Source organism: Pseudomonas xantholysinigenes, assembly GCF_014268885.2.
Classification (GTDB): Bacteria; Pseudomonadota; Gammaproteobacteria; order Pseudomonadales; family Pseudomonadaceae; genus Aquipseudomonas; species Aquipseudomonas xantholysinigenes.
The window spans coordinates 4,258,205-4,274,132 of record NZ_CP077095.1 but is presented as its reverse complement, the minus strand read 5'-3'; the positions used below and the strand labels follow the sequence as shown (position 1 = coordinate 4,274,132).

Below are 15,928 nucleotides of genomic sequence, written 5' to 3'. Positions count from 1 at the left end.
CAGCAAAATTCGGCCATTCTCCAGGCCGTCATGAATTTTTTTTGTTTCGTGTCATATACTCGGCCTGCCACTTGCAAGATAGTTCGGGCAAGCGGCGTTGGCATGGGCGTGGAGCCCCTGCCTGCAAGGCGATCTTCAAAATAAAAATCCGGAGTAGTTCAGATGTCGTCTCGTGAGACTGGGAATGTGAAGTGGTTCAACGATGCCAAGGGTTATGGCTTCATTCAGCGCGAGGGTGGTGCGGATGTGTTCGTCCACTATCGGGCTATCCGCGGTGAGGGGCATCGCACCCTGGTCGAGGGACAGCAGGTCGAATACGCCCTCGTGCAAGGCCAGAAAGGCCTGCAGGCTGAAGACGTCGTCGGTCTCTGACCGCCGTCTCAAGCGGTAAGCTTCAAGCTGCAAGCTATCCGTGAAGCTTGCAGCCTGATGCGATCGAACTTGGAGCTTGCAGCTCAGTACTTGACGCTTCAGCTCGTGCGCCAGGTGATTTCCTGTTCACCGTCGGCGCTGATGCGGACCCAGCGGTCGGCATCTTCTTCACCATCTTCCTCGCTCCAGCTACCCGGCGCGCAACGCACTTCGACGTTGAGCGCGGCGAACGCCGCGCGGGCGCAGGCGATGTCGTCGTCCCAGGGGGTCTGGTCGCTCTCCAGGTACAGGCTGTTCCATTTCCCCACAGCCTTGGGTAACCAAGTGACCGGAATGTTACCGGCCATGCACTTGAAGGTCTGGCCTTTCTGCTTCCATTCGCTGCACGGGCCCAGGGCCTGGGCGAGCCAGTCGGCGATCTGCTTGTGATCGACGTCGTCGTCCTTGAGGTAGATCTCGATATCGGGTTGACGCATGGGGGCTCCAGTGTGCTCAGTCTTGACGCACGAAATAGTCATAACGCATGGAAACGGTGACCTCGAAGGGCTCGGGCTGGTCGATCACTCGTGCGCGCTTCTCGGCGCTGGCGCGCCAGCCGTGCGGGGTCATGGCCAGCAGGTCGGCGCGGGCCTTGGCCTGGGCCAGGCTCAGGCGAAACTCGAGGATTTCGCTGTGGGCGTGGTGCATGCCTTGTGGCACCAGCGCCAGGTGCTTGTCGTCGGCGTACGGGCGCACTTCATCGTAGAGCACCTCGCGCAGTTCCATCAGGTGGCCGCTGGTCGGCCCGACGCGCATCAGGCCGCCGCCGGGGGCGAGCAAGCGCTTGGCTTCGGCCCAGTCCAGCGGGCTGAACACGCTGGCGATGAAGCCGCAGCTGGCGTCGGCCATGGGCACGCGGGCCATGCTGGCCACCATCCAGGTCACCTCGGGGGCGCGGCGGCAGGCGCGCTTGACCGCCTCGCGAGAGATGTCCAGGGCATAGCCGTCGGCTGCCGGCAGGGCCTGGGCGATCTGCGCGGTGTAGTAGCCTTCGCCGCAGCCGATGTCCAGCCAGGTATTCGGCTGGCGTTCGGCGGCCAACTGCGCCAGGCGCTCGGCCACCGGCGCATAGTGGCCGGCGTCGAGGAAGTCGCGGCGGGCTTCGACCATGGCCTGGTTGTCGCCGGGGTCGCGGCTGTTCTTGTGCTGCACCGGCAGCAGGTTCAGGTAACCCTGGCGGGCACGGTCGAAACGGTGGCCGGCCGGGCAGGCCACGCCGTTGTCGAGATGCGCCAGGGGCGCCTGGCAGAGAGGGCAGGCGAGCATCAGGCGAGCAACCGTACCAGGGTCTGGTAGTAGATTTCGGTCAGCAGGTCGAGGTCGCTGGCCAGGATGCGCTCGTCCACTTGGTGGATGGTGGCGTTGACCGGGCCGAGCTCGACCACCTGGGTGCCCATGGTGGCGATGAAGCGGCCGTCGGAGGTGCCGCCGCTGGTCGATGGGCGGGTTTCGCGACCGGTGACCGCCTTGATGCTCGACGACACCGCATCGAGCAGCTCGCCCGGCTCGGTGAGGAAGGGCAGGCCCGACAGCGCCCAGTCGATGCTCCATTCCAGCTGATGCTTGTCGAGGATCGCCGCGACGCGCTGCTGCAGGCCTTCGACCGTCGACTCGGTGGAGAAGCGGAAGTTGAACAGCGCGGTCAGCTCGCCCGGGACCACGTTGGTGGCGCCGGTACCGGAGTTGAGGTTGGAGATCTGGAAGCTGGTCGGCGGGAAGAACGCATTGCCTTCGTCCCAGTGCTCGGCGGCCAGTTCCGCGAGGGCCGGGGCGGCCAGGTGGATCGGGTTGCGCGCCAGGTGCGGATAGGCCACATGGCCCTGCTTGCCGCGTACGGTCAGGGTCGCGCCGAGCGAGCCACGGCGGCCATTCTTGACCACGTCGCCGAGCAGGGTGGTGCTGGACGGTTCGCCGACGATGCACCAGTCCAGGCGTTCGTTACGTGCCTTAAGGCGCTCGACCACGGCCTTGGTGCCATGGTGGGCCGGGCCTTCCTCGTCGCTGGTGATGAGGAAGGCGATCTTGCCGCGGTGGTTCGGGTAGTCCTGCACGAAGCGCTCGCTGGCCACTACCATCGACGCCAGGCTGCCCTTCATGTCGGCGGCGCCACGGCCACAGAGCATGCCGTCGGCGTCGATCAGCGCCTCGAATGGCTCATGCTGCCATTGCTGCACGGGGCCGGTGGGGACCACGTCGGTGTGCCCGGCGAAGCACAGTACCGGACCTTCCTGGTTGCCGTGGGTGGCCCAGAAGTTGTCGACGTCCTCGATGCGCATTGGCTCGAGTTGAAAGCCGATGGCGCTCAGGCGGTTCATCATCTGGGTCTGGCAGTCGGCGTCGAGCGGGGTGACCGAGGGGCGGCGGATCAGGTCGCAGGCCAGTTGCAGGGTAGGCGAAAGCTCGGCTGGGGCCGTCATTGAAGGACTCCGGGGCAAGGCAAGGCGGGGGGAACTGAGGGGCGTTATCTTATATCAAATGGCAGCAGTGGGCACGGGGATTGGGGGGATGTTTTTAGAGCATCCCCCGCGAGAGGGGCTACCGTTGATATCTCCGAATATTTCACTGTTGAGATCGTTATTTAGGTTCTAGGGTAGTTGCTGTTGGCCCTGGCAGTGATAAATAGTTGTCTTACTATTCTTCCTTCGTGCTCGATTTGAATGCCTGGTTTGCTTGAGGTTGCGCTAGAGTTGTTAGTGTCTAATATATTTAACCAACATTCGAATGCATATTTTGCCCATGCTGTAAGCTGTTGGGGGACTATGAAGTCAATGCCATCTATCTTTATGGTGCTCTGTATGCCTTCCTCTATCGATAGCGAGAAGCTTTTACTTGCTACTGTTGTTTGAAGTGCTGTTGGCTGGCTCATTGGATTCTCCTGGGGCAGTATGTGTTTTGGTAGGGTGTTGCTACGAAGATTTTGGTGCGTGTTGTTGATTTTGGTAGTTCAGTAAAATTTATCCATGATTCCCCTTTGCTTATTAAATTGCCTGGCAACGTTGTGAGGCTCGTCTGTCCCTTGGGAGGGAAAATCTGTAGAGTGGAAAAGTTTTATCTTTGGTGTTCGACTCAAAGCGAGCCTGTGTTTTGTTCTAGGACTCTGATGTTGGGGACTTCTAAGAAAAGTTGGCGAACAATTTGGGTGTCATATCGTACGAGTATCCTAAATTTCCCGGGAAAATTTAGGTGGTACTCACAGATGGTTTTTGCCCAGCCAACTAAGTCTGCAGGCACTTGACGTTCATATGGAGGGTTTATGGAGAGTGATCTGAAAATCAATGTTGAGGTTGTGTCGGAAGCGGATAGGGAAAATACGCCTGCGTACATCTCGGATAGTATTTCTGTAGCTGGCATGTTATTTATCTCCTGTGGTAGGTCGATAAGGTTCGTGATTGTTGCGTAAGTCGCCGATCAATAAAAATTTTCTACTTCGGTGCGTCGTTCATTAAAGCGTCGCGCGACATCGTTATGCTCAACGGTGCCTGTGGGATGCCCTACATAGGTTTCTCTGGGGTTTGAAAAAATAGAAGCCATGCCGCAGCCGCCACAGTTTTCGTACTGCCCCATCAAGGTGTTACTCCCCTTGGTACCTCCCATGAAGTTCATGAGATAGCCGAACTTATAAGGCGGCTCGAATTCGGGATCGCCTTCTTTCCATATGTGATCTGCCCCCAGGACATGGCCGACCTGATGGATGATTTCTTCGGCCACGCTATTCGTTTTTACAAGTGCAAAGGCCGTTTCCTTGCGCGCATCCCTGTAGGAGGTGCCATCGACCAGTCCCGCGGCGACGATCACGATATCGGCACGCACTCGTTCGCGCTCGGCCAATACTGACTTTCCAGGTTCCGCAGAGGTGTCCCGGAGGTCTCTCAGTACGGTGTTGCTGGTTTTTCCATTTTCGCTGTAGGTGGCCGCGTAGTAGCCGGCTTTCTCGAAGGTGATATCGATATCACTGTTATCCAGAAACCGCTGCGCAAACTTCATGCTGTTCTCGATGCGTTCTTCTATGAGTGAATTTTTTTTGCGTGCTTCATCGGTACTGACGATGAGATAGGTGATGGTGCTGCGTGCTGCGCGGTTGGTGGTGGGCGCGGGTGTTGCTGGCAGGTTGTCGCTCTCGGTGACCGGCTCGCAGGTCGTCTGCCCCTGATCCACCTTGAGCAAGGCATGCAAGCCGGCGCCTGCCGGTTCAAGCCGGTAGGCCTGTCCGGCCAGGCGGATCTCGCCACGTACGTGATCGCCGTAATGCTGGATGAACAGCATGTTCAGTGGGTCCCGCTTCACTTCGGAGGGGGATGGGAAGCGCTGCCTGCGATCAGAGGGAGGGGCGCCGGCCCAGACAGTTGTGCCTTCGGCGGTGATCTCGAAGTAGTCCTGCACGAAGGGTACTTCCTGACGATCAGGTAACGTGATGGACAATATCTTGTTATTTTCTTTTACCGCATCAAGATTGACCCGTACCAGACTGATTTCCTTGGTAGTCGGTTCAGCGAGTAAGGCAGTTAGTTCGGGAGATTTTTCTGTGCTTGGCAACTGCTCAATGGCATTGCGGCTGACGGCCGGCTCGAATTCATAGAGTGCGATTGAACTGCCAGTGGGTGAAGCAGCAGAAAGCTTACTTGGCAGGAGGAAAAATATGGAGAGCAGAATGACCGTTGTCAGGTTTTTTTTGTTTGATCTGATCATGGCCATGCCTCGGTGACGGAGAAATCACGTCGCGTTTATGCCGGATTTCCTGTGCCAGGGCTCAGTTATACAGGCTGGATGTAGTTAGGGTTCTACGCTATATGGTGGGTAGTGGTTTGTATTTCGGTTAGCTGTAATGTAAGTTTTTCTTATTGTGTCGTTGACGTGCTCAACGGTGATGTCAGGTTTATTGAAATGAACGTTGCGTCCACCGCCGAAGTATGTTCCTGTATTGGTGGAGATCCAGCACTCAAGTGCGAATTTTGCCCAGGTTTGAAGCTGTGCGGGAAGAATGTATTCGCTACCGTCGACCATGATGAAGCCTTGTATGCTGTCTTCTATTGAGAGTGAAAAGCTACTGGTTGCCGTTACTCGGTTAGACATATTGTTAGCTAAACTGTCCATTGTTTGTTCCTTTGAACTCGAAACAAGTGGCAAAGGTAGACATGGTGTGTGTATTTCTTGCTGATCAAGGCGTGACTCGCATTTATATCAAGTCGCTGTTCTTGATGGTTTCCTTTCCTTGACGCTACAAACTTCAGTAGGCTTCGTCAGTTTAGTAAAGCGCCCCACCAAGTGATCCGCAACTGACAGAATTGCCAGTTGCGGGTCACCTTATTTAATGTGTGGGTCAGGCAACGTCCGTCACGGGATGGCCTTCGGGTCTCGGCAACGACGACAGCAGCGCCATCACCAGCGCCGCCAGGTATGGCAGCGACTGCACCAGCAGCATCGCCACCCAGAAGCGCATGTCCGAACTCGGCAGCCCCTGCACCAGGTAGATCCCCAGCGCCGCGCCCCACAGCAACAACATGATGAACAGCTCTTCGCGGGCCTCGGAAATCGCCACCAGCAGCCCATGGCTGTCGGCGTTCTTCGGTGTGCGGAAGAACGGCATGCTGCTGGTGAAGAACCCGTACAGCACCGCCTTGGCGATGGTGTGCGACAGCGCCAGCCCCGCCAGCGCGGCGGCGAAGGCATCTTTCATGTTGACCCCCACCGCGCGGCGGTAGAGGAAGACGATCTTGCCGACCTTGAAGAAGAACAACGCCAGCGGCGGGATGGCGAACATCATCAGTGGCGGATCGACCCGGTGCGGCACGATGATCATCGCCGCCGACCACAGCAGCGCGCCGACGGTGAAGAAGATGTTCATGCCGTCAGCGATCCACGGCAGCCAGCCGGCCAGGAAGTGGTAGCGCTGGCCGCGGGTCAGCTCGCTGCCCTTGCCGCGCAGCAAGGCGCCGGCATGGTGCTTGATGATCTGGATGGCGCCATAGGCCCAGCGGAAGCGCTGCTTCTTGAAGTCGATGAAGGTGTCGGGCATCAGGCCCTTGCCGTAGCTGTTGTGGGCATAGGCGGCCGACAAGCCTTTCTCGAACACGCGCAGGCCCAGCTCGGCGTCCTCGCAGATGCACCACTCGGCCCAGCCCAGCTCTTCGAGCACCGCGCGACGGGTCATGGTCATGGTGCCGTGCTGGATGATCGCGTCACGGTCGTTGCGGGTGACCATGCCGATATGGAAGAAGCCCTTGTACTCGCTGTAGCACAGTTTCTTGAAGGCACTCTCGTGCTGGTCGCGGTAGTCCTGAGGCGATTGCACCACGGCGATCTTCGGGTCCGCGAAATGCGGCACCATGTGCTTGAGCCAGTTGCGGTCGACGCAGTAGTCCGAGTCGATCACCGCGATCACCTCGGCATCCTGGGCCGTGTGCGGGATCAGGTAGTTCAGCGCGCCGCCCTTGAAGCCGGCCAGGGGCGCGACATGGAAGAACTTGAAGCGCTCGCCGAGTTTTTCGCAATGGGCCTGCAATGGTTCCCACACCGCCGGGTCCTTGGTGTTGTTGTCGATCACCAGCACTTCGTAGTCCGGATAGTCCAGGGCGGCGAGGGCGTCGAGGGTCTGCTTGACCATCTCTGGCGGCTCGTTGTAGCACGGCACATGCACAGATACTTTGGGGCGATAGGCGCTATCGCCCTGCACCGGCAGGAACTCCCGGCGACGTTTGTGGATCCACACCGCCTCGGCCAGCTCATGGGCTTCGGTCAGCAGCACGATGAACACGCCCAGGGCGCCGAGCGCCAGCAGCACGCCCACGGTCAGGCTGAACCAGGTGCTGTATTGCTGGCTGTAGTCGTAGGCGATCCACACCAGGACCGAGCCGCACAGGAAGGTGATGAAAGTGAGGAAGGTCCGCCCACGCTGGCGCAGCGCCGAGCCGTCGATCAGCAGGATGGCCAGGGCGATCATCGCCAGCACCACCGAGGCCACGGCCAGGGCGCGCCACTGCGGGATCGCCACGATCGGCCCCTCGAAGTTGAATTTCTGCTGGCGCTCGGCGTTGTATACGCCCCAGTAGGCACCTACCGAGCCTTCGTCGCTGGCCTTCCACGGTTGGTCGTAGGCTTCGATGACGAAGTAGTTGTAGCCACGGCGGTTGAGGGTGTTGACCAGGGTGCGCAGGTAAATGGCCTGGTCGGCCTGGGTGGCGTCGGCGCCGCCGCGCATGCGGCCGTTGCTTGGCCAGCCGACTTCCGAGAGCAGCAGCGGCTTGCGCGGGAACTGCTTGCGCAGCTCGCGGGCGCGGTCGAGGACGAACTGCACCGAGTCCTTCATCGGCACGAATTCCCAGTACGGCAGGATGTGCGCGGCGATCAGGTCGACGTGCTTGGCCAGCTCGGGGTGTTCCTTCCAGATATGCCACTGCTCACTGGTGGTCACTGGCACCTTGACCGCGGCGCGGACCCGGTCGAGGTAACCGATCAGCTGCGCGGTGGTGACCTCTTCGCGGAACAGCGCCTCGTTGCCGACCACCACCCGCACCACGCTGCGTGAGGTGTTGGCCAGGCCGATGGCTTTTTCGATTTCGCGCTCGTTGCGCTCCAGGTCGTTGCTGATCCAGATGCCCAGGGTCACCCGCAGGCCAAGCTCCTCGGCCAGGCGCGGGACTTCGGCCTGGGTGCCCTCGACGGTGTAGATACGGATGTTGTCGGTCAGCTTGTTGAGCTGCTCCAGATCCTGGCGAATCTCATCCTCGCTGGGGTACTGGCCCTTTTGCGGGCTTTGCCCCAGGCGGAATGGCGAGTAGGAAAAACCGGAAATCTGTTCCGGCCAGGCGGGGGCGGATACCGGGCGGTTGACCAGGGCCCAGAACCCGGTGAACAGCGCGGCGATGGCCAGCACCACTACTAGGTTGAGACCGAATTTGCGTGATGACATAGGTGTTCTTGGTTCCGAAGAGGGAGCGGGGCGTCGGGCTGCGAGTCCTACACTGGCAAGGCAGGCCATGTGTTGGATTTTCGCCTTGGGATGAAGTTCTGCGCCTGCTCGATTGTCGTTCAGATCTTCTTGCGTGATAGGACATTAAAGCAGGCTTGGTCGGACTCTTGCCAACGCCGTCCCCGAATCAGACGGCTTGGCCTATAATGCGCGCCGGTTTTTTCGAGGTAGCACCATGAGCACAGAAGACCCACGCTTCGCCGGCGTCGCCCGGCTCTACGGCGACGATGGCCTGCAGCGCCTGCGCCAGGCCCATGTGGCCATCGTCGGAATCGGCGGGGTCGGCTCGTGGGCGGCCGAAGCCATGGCCCGCAGCGGCGTGGGCGAGATCACCCTGTTCGACCTCGATGATGTCTGCGTCAGCAACACCAACCGCCAGGCCCATGCCCTCGAGGGCCAGGTCGGACGCGCCAAGGTCGAGGTGATGGCCGAGCGCCTGCGCGCCATCAACCCGGCTTGCACGGTGCATGCGGTGGCCGATTTCGTCACGCGCGAGACCATGGCCGAGTACATCACCGAGCAGTTGGACTACGTCATCGACTGCATCGACAGCGTGATGGCCAAGGCCGCGTTGATCGCCTGGTGTCGGCGGCGCAAGATCGGTGTCGTCACCACCGGTGGTGCCGGTGGGCAGATCGACCCGACACAGATCCAGATCGGCGACCTGAACAAGACCTTCAACGACCCGTTGGCTTCGCGGGTGCGCTCGACCTTGCGCCGGGACTACAACTTCTCGCGCAACACCAGCCGCAACTATGGTGTGCCTTGTGTGTTCTCCAGCGAGCAGCTGCGCTACCCCAAGGGCGATGGCAGCGTGTGCCTGCAGAAGAGCTTCGTTGGCGAGGGGGTGCGCCTGGATTGCGCGGGCGGGTTTGGCGCGGTGATGATGGTCACCGCCAGCTTCGGCATGGTGGCGGCGAGCAAGGCGGTGGAGAAGTTGGTGGCCGGGGCGCGGCGACCGGCGGAGCGGGTTAAGGCCCTCTAGGAGCGGCCTTGCTGCGGAGTAATCATTATCGCCGGGGCTGTTTGCAGCCCTTTCGCGGCGCAAGGCCGCTCCCACAAGGGCGAGTGCTGCCTTTAGTGGGCGGTCGCCAACTCGGTCATCTTCAACAGCACCGCATGCAGCCCATTGCTACGCGACGGCGACAGCTGGCGCTCCAACCCAAGGCTGCTGAACCAGTCGCCCAGATCGACTGCGGCCAGTTCATCACTGGCCAGGCCTTGCACCCGCACCAGCAGTAGTGCCAGCAAACCGCGCAGCAGCCGTGCATCACTAGCGGCTTTGTAATGCCATTGACCATTTTCCTGTCGGGCCACCAGCCATACCAGGCTTTCACAGCCGTGCACTTGGTTGGCCTCGGTCTTCTCGCTGTCGTCCAGCGGTTCCAGCCGATCACCCCACTGCATCAACAACCGCGCTCGCTGCTCCCAGCCGCGCGCCTGCTGGAAGCTTTCCAGCGCCTGGCTGGCCTCTGCCGACAAGCTCATCGCAGCAGCTCCAGGCCCTGGTCGAGTGCGTCGAAGAAGCGTTGCAGGTCATCGCTGTCGGTATAGAGCCCGAGGGAAACACGGATCGCACCGTCCAACCCCAGCCCCTTGAGCAAGGGCATGGCGCAATGATGCCCGGCACGCACGGCAATGCCTTGTTCGGTCAACAGGTGGGCGATATCGGCATTGTGCACGCCCTCGATGACGAAACTGACCAACGCTGTTTGTGGCGCCCCCAGCACACGAATGCCCTCGCGATCGGCCAGGCCACGCAGCAGGTGTTGGTGCAGGCTGCTTTCATGGTTGGCGACGGCATTGGCATCCAGGCTGGCCAGGTAGTCCAGGGTGGCGCCCAGCCCGATCACCCCGGCGATGGGCGGGGTGCCGGCTTCGAATCCCAATGGCGCCGGACGGAAGCTGGCGCTCTGGTAGTCCGCCAGCTGGACCATTTCGCCGCCGAACTGCCAGTGGCGCAGCAGCGCCAGTGCCTGGGCACGGCCATACAGCACGCCGACGCCTTCCGGGCCGTAGAGCTTGTGGCTGGAGAACACGTAGAAATCACAGTCCAGCTGTTGCACATCGTGACGGCCATGCACCACGCCCTGGGCGCCATCGACCACGCTCAGCGCGCCCTGGGCGCGGGCATGGCTGAGCAGCGGTGCCAGCGGTTGCCAGGTGCCCAGCACGTTGGACAGCTGGCTGATGGCGAGCAGGCGGGTGCGCGGGCCGATCAGTTGCAGGGCCTGATCCAGGTCGACATGGCCGTGATCGTTCACTGGCAGCACCACCAGGCGCAGGTTGCGCCGCTGTGCCAACTGCTGCCAGGGCAACAGGTTGGCGTGATGCTCCAGGGCGCTGACGGCGATTTCATCGCCGGCCTCGAAGCGGTGTTCCAGGCCATAGGCCAACAGGTTCAGGGCAGAGGTGGCACCGTGGGTGAAGACGATCTGCCGAGCGTCGGCGGCGTTGAGCCAGGCGGCGGTCTTGTCGCGGGTCGCCTCGAAGGCCTGGGTTGCCAGGGCGCCGGGCAGATGCTGGGCACGGTGCACATTGGCCGCGCCATGGCCATAGTAGTGGCTCAGGGCGTCGAGCAGGGCCTGTGGTTTCTGCGTGGTGGCGGCGCTGTCCAGATAGGTCTGGTGCTGCCGGTGCAATGCGGCGATGGCGGGAAAATCGGCACGCCAGGGGGAGGGCTGGAACATGATCGCGGGGGCCTGGAATGAAAAATCGGGTCTGCCCGTAACGGCAAGACCCGATCTTATCACTTCACACCTGCACGTTCTCAGTTGTGGGCGTGCAGTGCCTCGTTCAGCTCGATGGCCGACTTGTGGGTCTTGCATTCCACCGCGCCGTTGAGCGAGTTGCGGCGGAACAGCAGGTCGGTCTGGCCGGCCAGGTCGCGGGCCTTGACCACCTTGACCAGCTGGTTGTTTTCATCCAGCAGGTTCACCTTGGTGCCGGCGGTGATGTACAGGCCGGCCTCGACGGTGTTGCGGTCGCCCAGCGGGATGCCGATACCGGCGTTGGCGCCGATCAGGCAGCCTTCGCCAACCTTGATGACGATGTTGCCGCCACCGGACAGGGTGCCCATGGTCGAGCAGCCGCCGCCCAGGTCCGAGCCCTTGCCAACGAACACGCCGGCCGACACGCGACCTTCGATCATGCCCGGGCCTTCGGTGCCGGCGTTAAAGTTGACGAAGCCCTCGTGCATGATGGTGGTGCCTTCGCCGATGTAGGCGCCCAGGCGCACACGGGCGGTGTCGGCGATGCGCACGCCGGCCGGAACCACGTAGTCGGTCATCTTCGGGAACTTGTCCACCGAGAACACTTCCAGCAGCTCGCCCTTCAGGCGCGCTTCCAGTTGCTGTTCGGCCAGTTCGGCCAGGTCGATGGCGCCCTGGTTGGTCCAGGCGACGTTCGGCAGCAGCGGGAAAATGCCGGCCAGCGATACACCGTGCGGCTTGACCAGGCGGTGCGACAGCAGGTGCAGCTTGAGGTAGGCCTCTGGCGTGGAGGCCAGCGCGGCGTCCTCGGCCAGCACGGTGGCGACCAGCGGCTTGTGGCTTTCGGCCAGGCGGGTCAGCAGGGCGGCCTGGGCGGCGTCGACGCCCTTCACGGCTTCAGCCAGTTGCGCGGCTTGGGCGGTGGTGAAGGCGATGGCCTGGTTGCCGCCTTCGTAACCAAGGATCGGCGCGATCGCGGCGACCAGCTCGGCGGAGGGCTTGAGCACAGGCTGCGCGTAGAAGACTTCCAGCCAGGCGCCCTGGCGGTTCTGGGTGCCGACACCGAAGGCCAGGCTGAACAGCGATTGAGACATGCGATTACCTCGTGCGAAAAGGGGGGGAGCGTAATGCGGGATCAGGCCAGCGCCGCGGCGTACTGGTCGGGCTTGAAGCCGACCAGGGTGCGGTCGCCAAGGTCGAGCACCGGGCGCTTGATCATCGACGGTTGGGCGAGCATCAGTTCGACGGCCTTGGCCTGGTCGAGGTCGGCCTTGCTGGCGTCGTCGAGCTTGCGGAAGGTGGTCCCGGCGCGGTTCAGCACGACTTCCCAGCCGTGCTCGTCGCACCAGCGGTTGAGGCTGTCGCGGTCGATGCCTTGGGTCTTGTAGTCGTGGAAGTCGTAGCCGATGGCCTTTTCTTCAAGCCAGGTGCGGGCCTTTTTCATGGTGTCGCAGGCTTTGATGCCGTAAAGAGTGTACGTCATTGAATGCATCGGGAAGGCTTGGTCAACCCAGATCCTCCCCGGAATCTCCCGAAAAATGATTGCTGGATTATGCGGTATCGATCGTTACCGCGCCACGCCCATGGCGGGGCTCAGGCGACCAGGCGCTGGACTGAGCCGATGATTTCATCGCCATGCTGTTGTTGGGCGGTGCGCAGATCGAACGCTGACTGCAGGTTGAGCCAGAACTCCGGCGTGGTGTCCAGGCAGATCGACAGGCGCAACGCCATGTCGGCGGACACGCCACCGCGTTCGCGCAGGATGTTGTTGACGGTTGGAGTAGCGACACCGAGCGCGCGTGCCAGGGCGGCGGCGCTCAGGCCCAGTTCCTTCTGGAAGTCCTCACGCAGGACTTCGCCGGGATGGATGGGACGCATACCGTTAGTGAGCATGATGCACCTCAGTGGTAGTCGATGATTTCAACGTTTGCCGGGCCTTCGTCGCTCCAGTTGAAGCAGATGCGGCACTGATCGTTGATTCGGATGCTGTGTTGCCCGCTGCGATCGCCGGACAACTGTTCGAGGCGGTTGCCGGGAGGCGAGCGCAGGTCACGCAGAGCCTTGGCGGCATCGAGCATGGCCAGCTTGCGCTCGGCGATGGACTTGATCTGCGACCAGCGGCGGGTCTTGCCGGTGGTGAACAAGGTTTGCGTCTCGGCGCAGCGGAAGCTTCGAATCATGCGATCTGAATGCTTAACGTTATTCGTTATGGGTGAAGTATACGCGGCTCGCTCAGTGATTCAAGCCGGTGCTGCCCAGGGGGCAGCCGTCGCCATGTATCATTGTGTTACATATTTGCCCTGCGCCTGCGACCTTCGTGCAGCGGTCGGTTGTCGATACTGACCGCTAACATATTGTTTCAATGGCGATGTCTCGCCCTCCGCTGTCGTTTTTCGGATTACACAGGAAGCTTGCCGATGCAGTCAGCCTATACCGTTCTTATCCTGCTGATGCTGGTGAGCGTGTCGAAACTGGTGGGGCGCTTGTTGCCACTGCCGTTGCCACTGGTGCAGATCGCCGCTGGCGCCTTGTTGGCCTGGCCGACCCTGGGCCTGCACGTGGCACTGGACCCGGAGCTGTTCCTGTTCCTGTTCCTGCCACCGCTGCTGTTCGCCGATGGCTGGCGCATGCCCAAGCGCGAGCTGTGGCGCCTGCGCGGGCCAGTGGTCGGCCTGGCCGTGGGGTTGGTGCTGTTCACCGTGGTGGGCGCGGGCTATTTCATCCACTGGTTGTTGCCCAGCATCCCGTTGCCGGTGGCCTTCGCCCTGGCGGCGGTGTTGTCGCCCACTGATGCCGTGGCCGTATCGGCCATCACCCAGGATCGCCTGCCAACCCCATTGATGCGCATGCTCCAGGGCGAGGCGCTGATGAACGACGCGTCGGGCCTGGTGACGTTCAAGTTCGCCCTGGTGGCGGCCGTCACCGGGGTGTTCTCGCTGGCCGAAGCCAGCCTGACCTTTGTCCTGGTCGCCCTTGGCGGCTTGGCGGTGGGCGTGGCGCTCAGCTGGCTGGTGGGGCGCCTGCGCATGTGGATGATCACTCGGGGCTGGGACGACCCGGCCACCCATGTGGTGTTCATGCTGTTGCTGCCCTTCGCCGCCTACGTGCTGGCCGAGCGCCTAGGCGTGTCGGGCATCCTCTCGGCGGTGGCCGCGGGCATGATGCAGAGCTGGCTTGACCTGCTGCCGCGGCAGACCAGCACCCGCCTGCTCAACCGGAGTGTCTGGTCGTTGCTGGAGTTTGCCTTCAATGGCCTGATCTTCCTGTTGTTGGGGCTGCAGTTGCCGGACATCATCAAGGCCGTGGTCACCGACGAGGCGACTGTCTGGCCGACCCTGGCCTGGCGTTGCCTGGATGTACTGGCGATCTTCGTCACCCTGGTGATGCTGCGTTTCGTCTGGGTACAGAGCATTTGGCGCATGACCGGGCTGGTGCGGCGCTGGCGGGGCAAGCCGGCCTTGGTGATGATGCCGACCGCGCGTTCCTGCTGGCTGTTGACCTTTGGTGGCGTACGCGGGGCGGTGACCCTCGCGGGCGTGATGTCGGTGCCACTGCTGATGGGCGCCGGCAAGGCCTTTCCCGAGCGCGATCTGCTGATCTTCATTGCCGCCGGGGTGATTCTGTTGTCGCTGGTCAGCGCCGTGATCGCCTTGCCGATCCTGCTGCGCGGCGTGACCAAGAGCCCGGATGAGCGTTTGCGCCAGGAAGTCCAGGAGGCCTGGCGGCGCACCGCCGAGGCGGCCATCCATGCCCTGGAGGCTGAAGAAGTGACCGACGCCAACGCGCCACAGGATGCCGCCCAGGCGACCCTGGCGACCGAACTCAAGGCGCGGCTGATGGCCGAATATCGGGATGAACTGGACAGCTACAACGACACTGCCGAGGCGCGGGCGCTGGCTGAGCAGATGGACCTGCTGGAACGCCGTTTGCGCGTGCGCGCGCTACGCGCCCAGCGCCTGGAACTCTACGAACTGCATCGCCAGCACCTGGTGGGGGATGAGGTGGTGAGGCAGGTGCTGGGCGAATTGGACATGAGTGAGGCCAATCTGGGCCAGGTCAGGTAGCTGCCTGAAACGGGTAGGCCCGGCGCATGAAGGCCAGATCCTTTTCGCTCAAGTGGCTGTTCAGCCCAATCTCCCAGTCACCGTGAGTGAACGCCTGGGGAACCGGGTAATGCATGACCGAGCCAGGATCGTATTGGGTCCTCAGCAGGCCGACGTCGGCTTGCCTGGCGATCATCTCGTCGATTACCTGTTGGCGGGTCCAGCCGCTTTGCGTAGCGGCCGCGTGCACGACCGCCTCCACGTTCCATGGAATGCTGGCCTCGGGGTGCTGGTGTTCGTGTTCCGCCCCCAGGGCATGGCCGAATTCGTGCAGGACAACATGTTCGAAGGCGGCATCGCCGGGTTCGACGTTGAGGTTCATGGTTTCGGCAGGCATGGCCAGTGCGTCGGTTCCGGCGCAGGACTCGTTGCGTGGCAGCGATCTGCCGGTGCGGACTCTGATCTGCGCTCGTGGGTCATTGTCCGTGCTCAGGGCCAGGGCCAGGTTGGCGCCCGAACGTGTCAGCCATTGCGACGCAGTACGGAAAATCGCCGACTTCAGGGCCGCGTCGGGGCTGCCGAGGAATGACACCTTCAGCGTGCGGCCAGGGCGCCACAGTTTACGAGTGATGGCCAGGGCGCGTTTTTGTCGGCCACCGGAACGCGTGGGGCTGTTGCCAGGGTTCTCCAGTCGCGCCAGTTGTTCGGCGAAATGTGGGTCTGCAGGCTTCAGGGGGCGGGAAAAGATCAATTCAGGCATGGGAAAACTCCGCGGTTGAAAACCCGGAGTTTTCCGC

At 61.9% G+C, this 15,928-nt stretch carries 16 protein-coding genes; 3 read left to right on the top strand and 13 right to left on the bottom strand.

The genetic code is table 11. The annotated features are described in order from the left end of the window. Positions 1-162: 162 nt before the first annotated feature. Positions 163-372: a cold-shock protein gene (locus tag HU772_RS19085; RefSeq protein WP_011535295.1), complete on the top strand. Its 210-nt coding sequence runs from the start codon at positions 163-165 to the stop codon at positions 370-372. Positions 373-470: 98 nt separating this feature from the next. On the opposite strand, the gene HU772_RS19080 is transcribed toward HU772_RS19085, so the two are convergent. From HU772_RS19080 to HU772_RS19055, 6 genes are all read right to left on the bottom strand, one after another. Next, positions 471-848, bottom strand: a complete 378-nt coding sequence (locus HU772_RS19080) for a hypothetical protein (RefSeq protein ID WP_186660019.1) — start codon at positions 846-848, stop codon at positions 471-473. A gap of 16 nt (positions 849-864) precedes the next feature. Beyond that, a complete protein-coding gene (locus tag HU772_RS19075; RefSeq protein ID WP_186660021.1) occupies positions 865-1,677 on the bottom strand; it encodes a putative RNA methyltransferase in 813 nt (270 codons plus the stop codon). Continuing rightward, on the bottom strand, positions 1,677-2,828 hold the full coding sequence (dapE, locus tag HU772_RS19070; RefSeq protein ID WP_186660022.1) for a succinyl-diaminopimelate desuccinylase: 1,152 nt from the start codon (positions 2,826-2,828) through the stop codon (positions 1,677-1,679). Before dapE ends, HU772_RS19075 begins: the two co-directional genes overlap by 1 nt. A 991-nt stretch (positions 2,829-3,819) precedes the next feature. Next, positions 3,820-5,097, bottom strand: a complete 1,278-nt coding sequence (locus HU772_RS19065; RefSeq protein WP_186660023.1) for a hypothetical protein — start codon at positions 5,095-5,097, stop codon at positions 3,820-3,822. A gap of 84 nt (positions 5,098-5,181) precedes the next feature. Further along, positions 5,182-5,502, bottom strand: coding sequence for a hypothetical protein (locus tag HU772_RS19060; RefSeq protein ID WP_186660024.1), 321 nt, complete (start codon positions 5,500-5,502; stop codon positions 5,182-5,184). Between the two features lie 226 nt (positions 5,503-5,728). Beyond that, positions 5,729-8,317: a glycosyltransferase gene (locus tag HU772_RS19055; RefSeq protein WP_186660025.1), complete on the bottom strand. Its 2,589-nt coding sequence runs from the start codon at positions 8,315-8,317 to the stop codon at positions 5,729-5,731. Between the two features lie 235 nt (positions 8,318-8,552). Here HU772_RS19055 and tcdA point away from each other — a divergent pair, with 235 nt between their 5' ends. Then, complete coding sequence (gene tcdA, locus HU772_RS19050) at positions 8,553-9,362, top strand: tRNA cyclic N6-threonylcarbamoyladenosine(37) synthase TcdA (protein ID WP_186660026.1); 810 nt, start codon at positions 8,553-8,555, stop codon at positions 9,360-9,362. 92 nt (positions 9,363-9,454) lie between these two features. On the opposite strand, the gene HU772_RS19045 is transcribed toward tcdA, so the two are convergent. The 6 genes from HU772_RS19045 to HU772_RS19020 all read right to left on the bottom strand — a co-directional run bounded on the left by HU772_RS19045 (position 9,455) and on the right by HU772_RS19020 (position 13,268). After that, entirely contained in the window at positions 9,455-9,865 is a 411-nt protein-coding gene (locus tag HU772_RS19045; protein WP_186660027.1) for a SufE family protein, read from the bottom strand. After that, positions 9,862-11,067: an aminotransferase class V-fold PLP-dependent enzyme gene (locus tag HU772_RS19040; protein WP_186660028.1), complete on the bottom strand. Its 1,206-nt coding sequence runs from the start codon at positions 11,065-11,067 to the stop codon at positions 9,862-9,864. The genes HU772_RS19045 and HU772_RS19040 overlap by 4 nt, the downstream gene beginning before the upstream one ends. A gap of 80 nt (positions 11,068-11,147) precedes the next feature. Further along, positions 11,148-12,182 carry a 2,3,4,5-tetrahydropyridine-2,6-dicarboxylate N-succinyltransferase gene (dapD, locus tag HU772_RS19035; protein WP_186660030.1) on the bottom strand — a complete coding sequence of 345 codons (1,035 nt, stop codon included), beginning with the start codon at positions 12,180-12,182 and terminating at the stop codon, positions 11,148-11,150. 41 nt (positions 12,183-12,223) lie between these two features. Further along, a complete protein-coding gene (locus HU772_RS19030; protein WP_186660032.1) occupies positions 12,224-12,571 on the bottom strand; it encodes an ArsC family reductase in 348 nt (115 codons plus the stop codon). 110 nt (positions 12,572-12,681) lie between these two features. After that, entirely contained in the window at positions 12,682-12,981 is a 300-nt protein-coding gene (locus HU772_RS19025) for a HigA family addiction module antitoxin (protein ID WP_186660034.1), read from the bottom strand. Positions 12,982-12,989: 8 nt separating this feature from the next. Further along, positions 12,990-13,268: a type II toxin-antitoxin system RelE/ParE family toxin gene (locus HU772_RS19020; protein ID WP_186660036.1), complete on the bottom strand. Its 279-nt coding sequence runs from the start codon at positions 13,266-13,268 to the stop codon at positions 12,990-12,992. Between the two features lie 237 nt (positions 13,269-13,505). On the opposite strand from HU772_RS19020, the gene HU772_RS19015 reads away from it, so the two are divergent. Further along, a complete protein-coding gene (locus tag HU772_RS19015; protein WP_186660038.1) occupies positions 13,506-15,152 on the top strand; it encodes a Na+/H+ antiporter in 1,647 nt (548 codons plus the stop codon). Here the strand turns inward: HU772_RS19015 and HU772_RS19010 are convergent. Then, positions 15,145-15,891 carry a M12 family metallopeptidase gene (locus HU772_RS19010; RefSeq protein WP_186660040.1) on the bottom strand — a complete coding sequence of 249 codons (747 nt, stop codon included), beginning with the start codon at positions 15,889-15,891 and terminating at the stop codon, positions 15,145-15,147. The two genes, HU772_RS19015 and HU772_RS19010, sit on opposite strands and share 8 nt — an antisense overlap. Positions 15,892-15,928 lie beyond the last annotated feature (37 nt).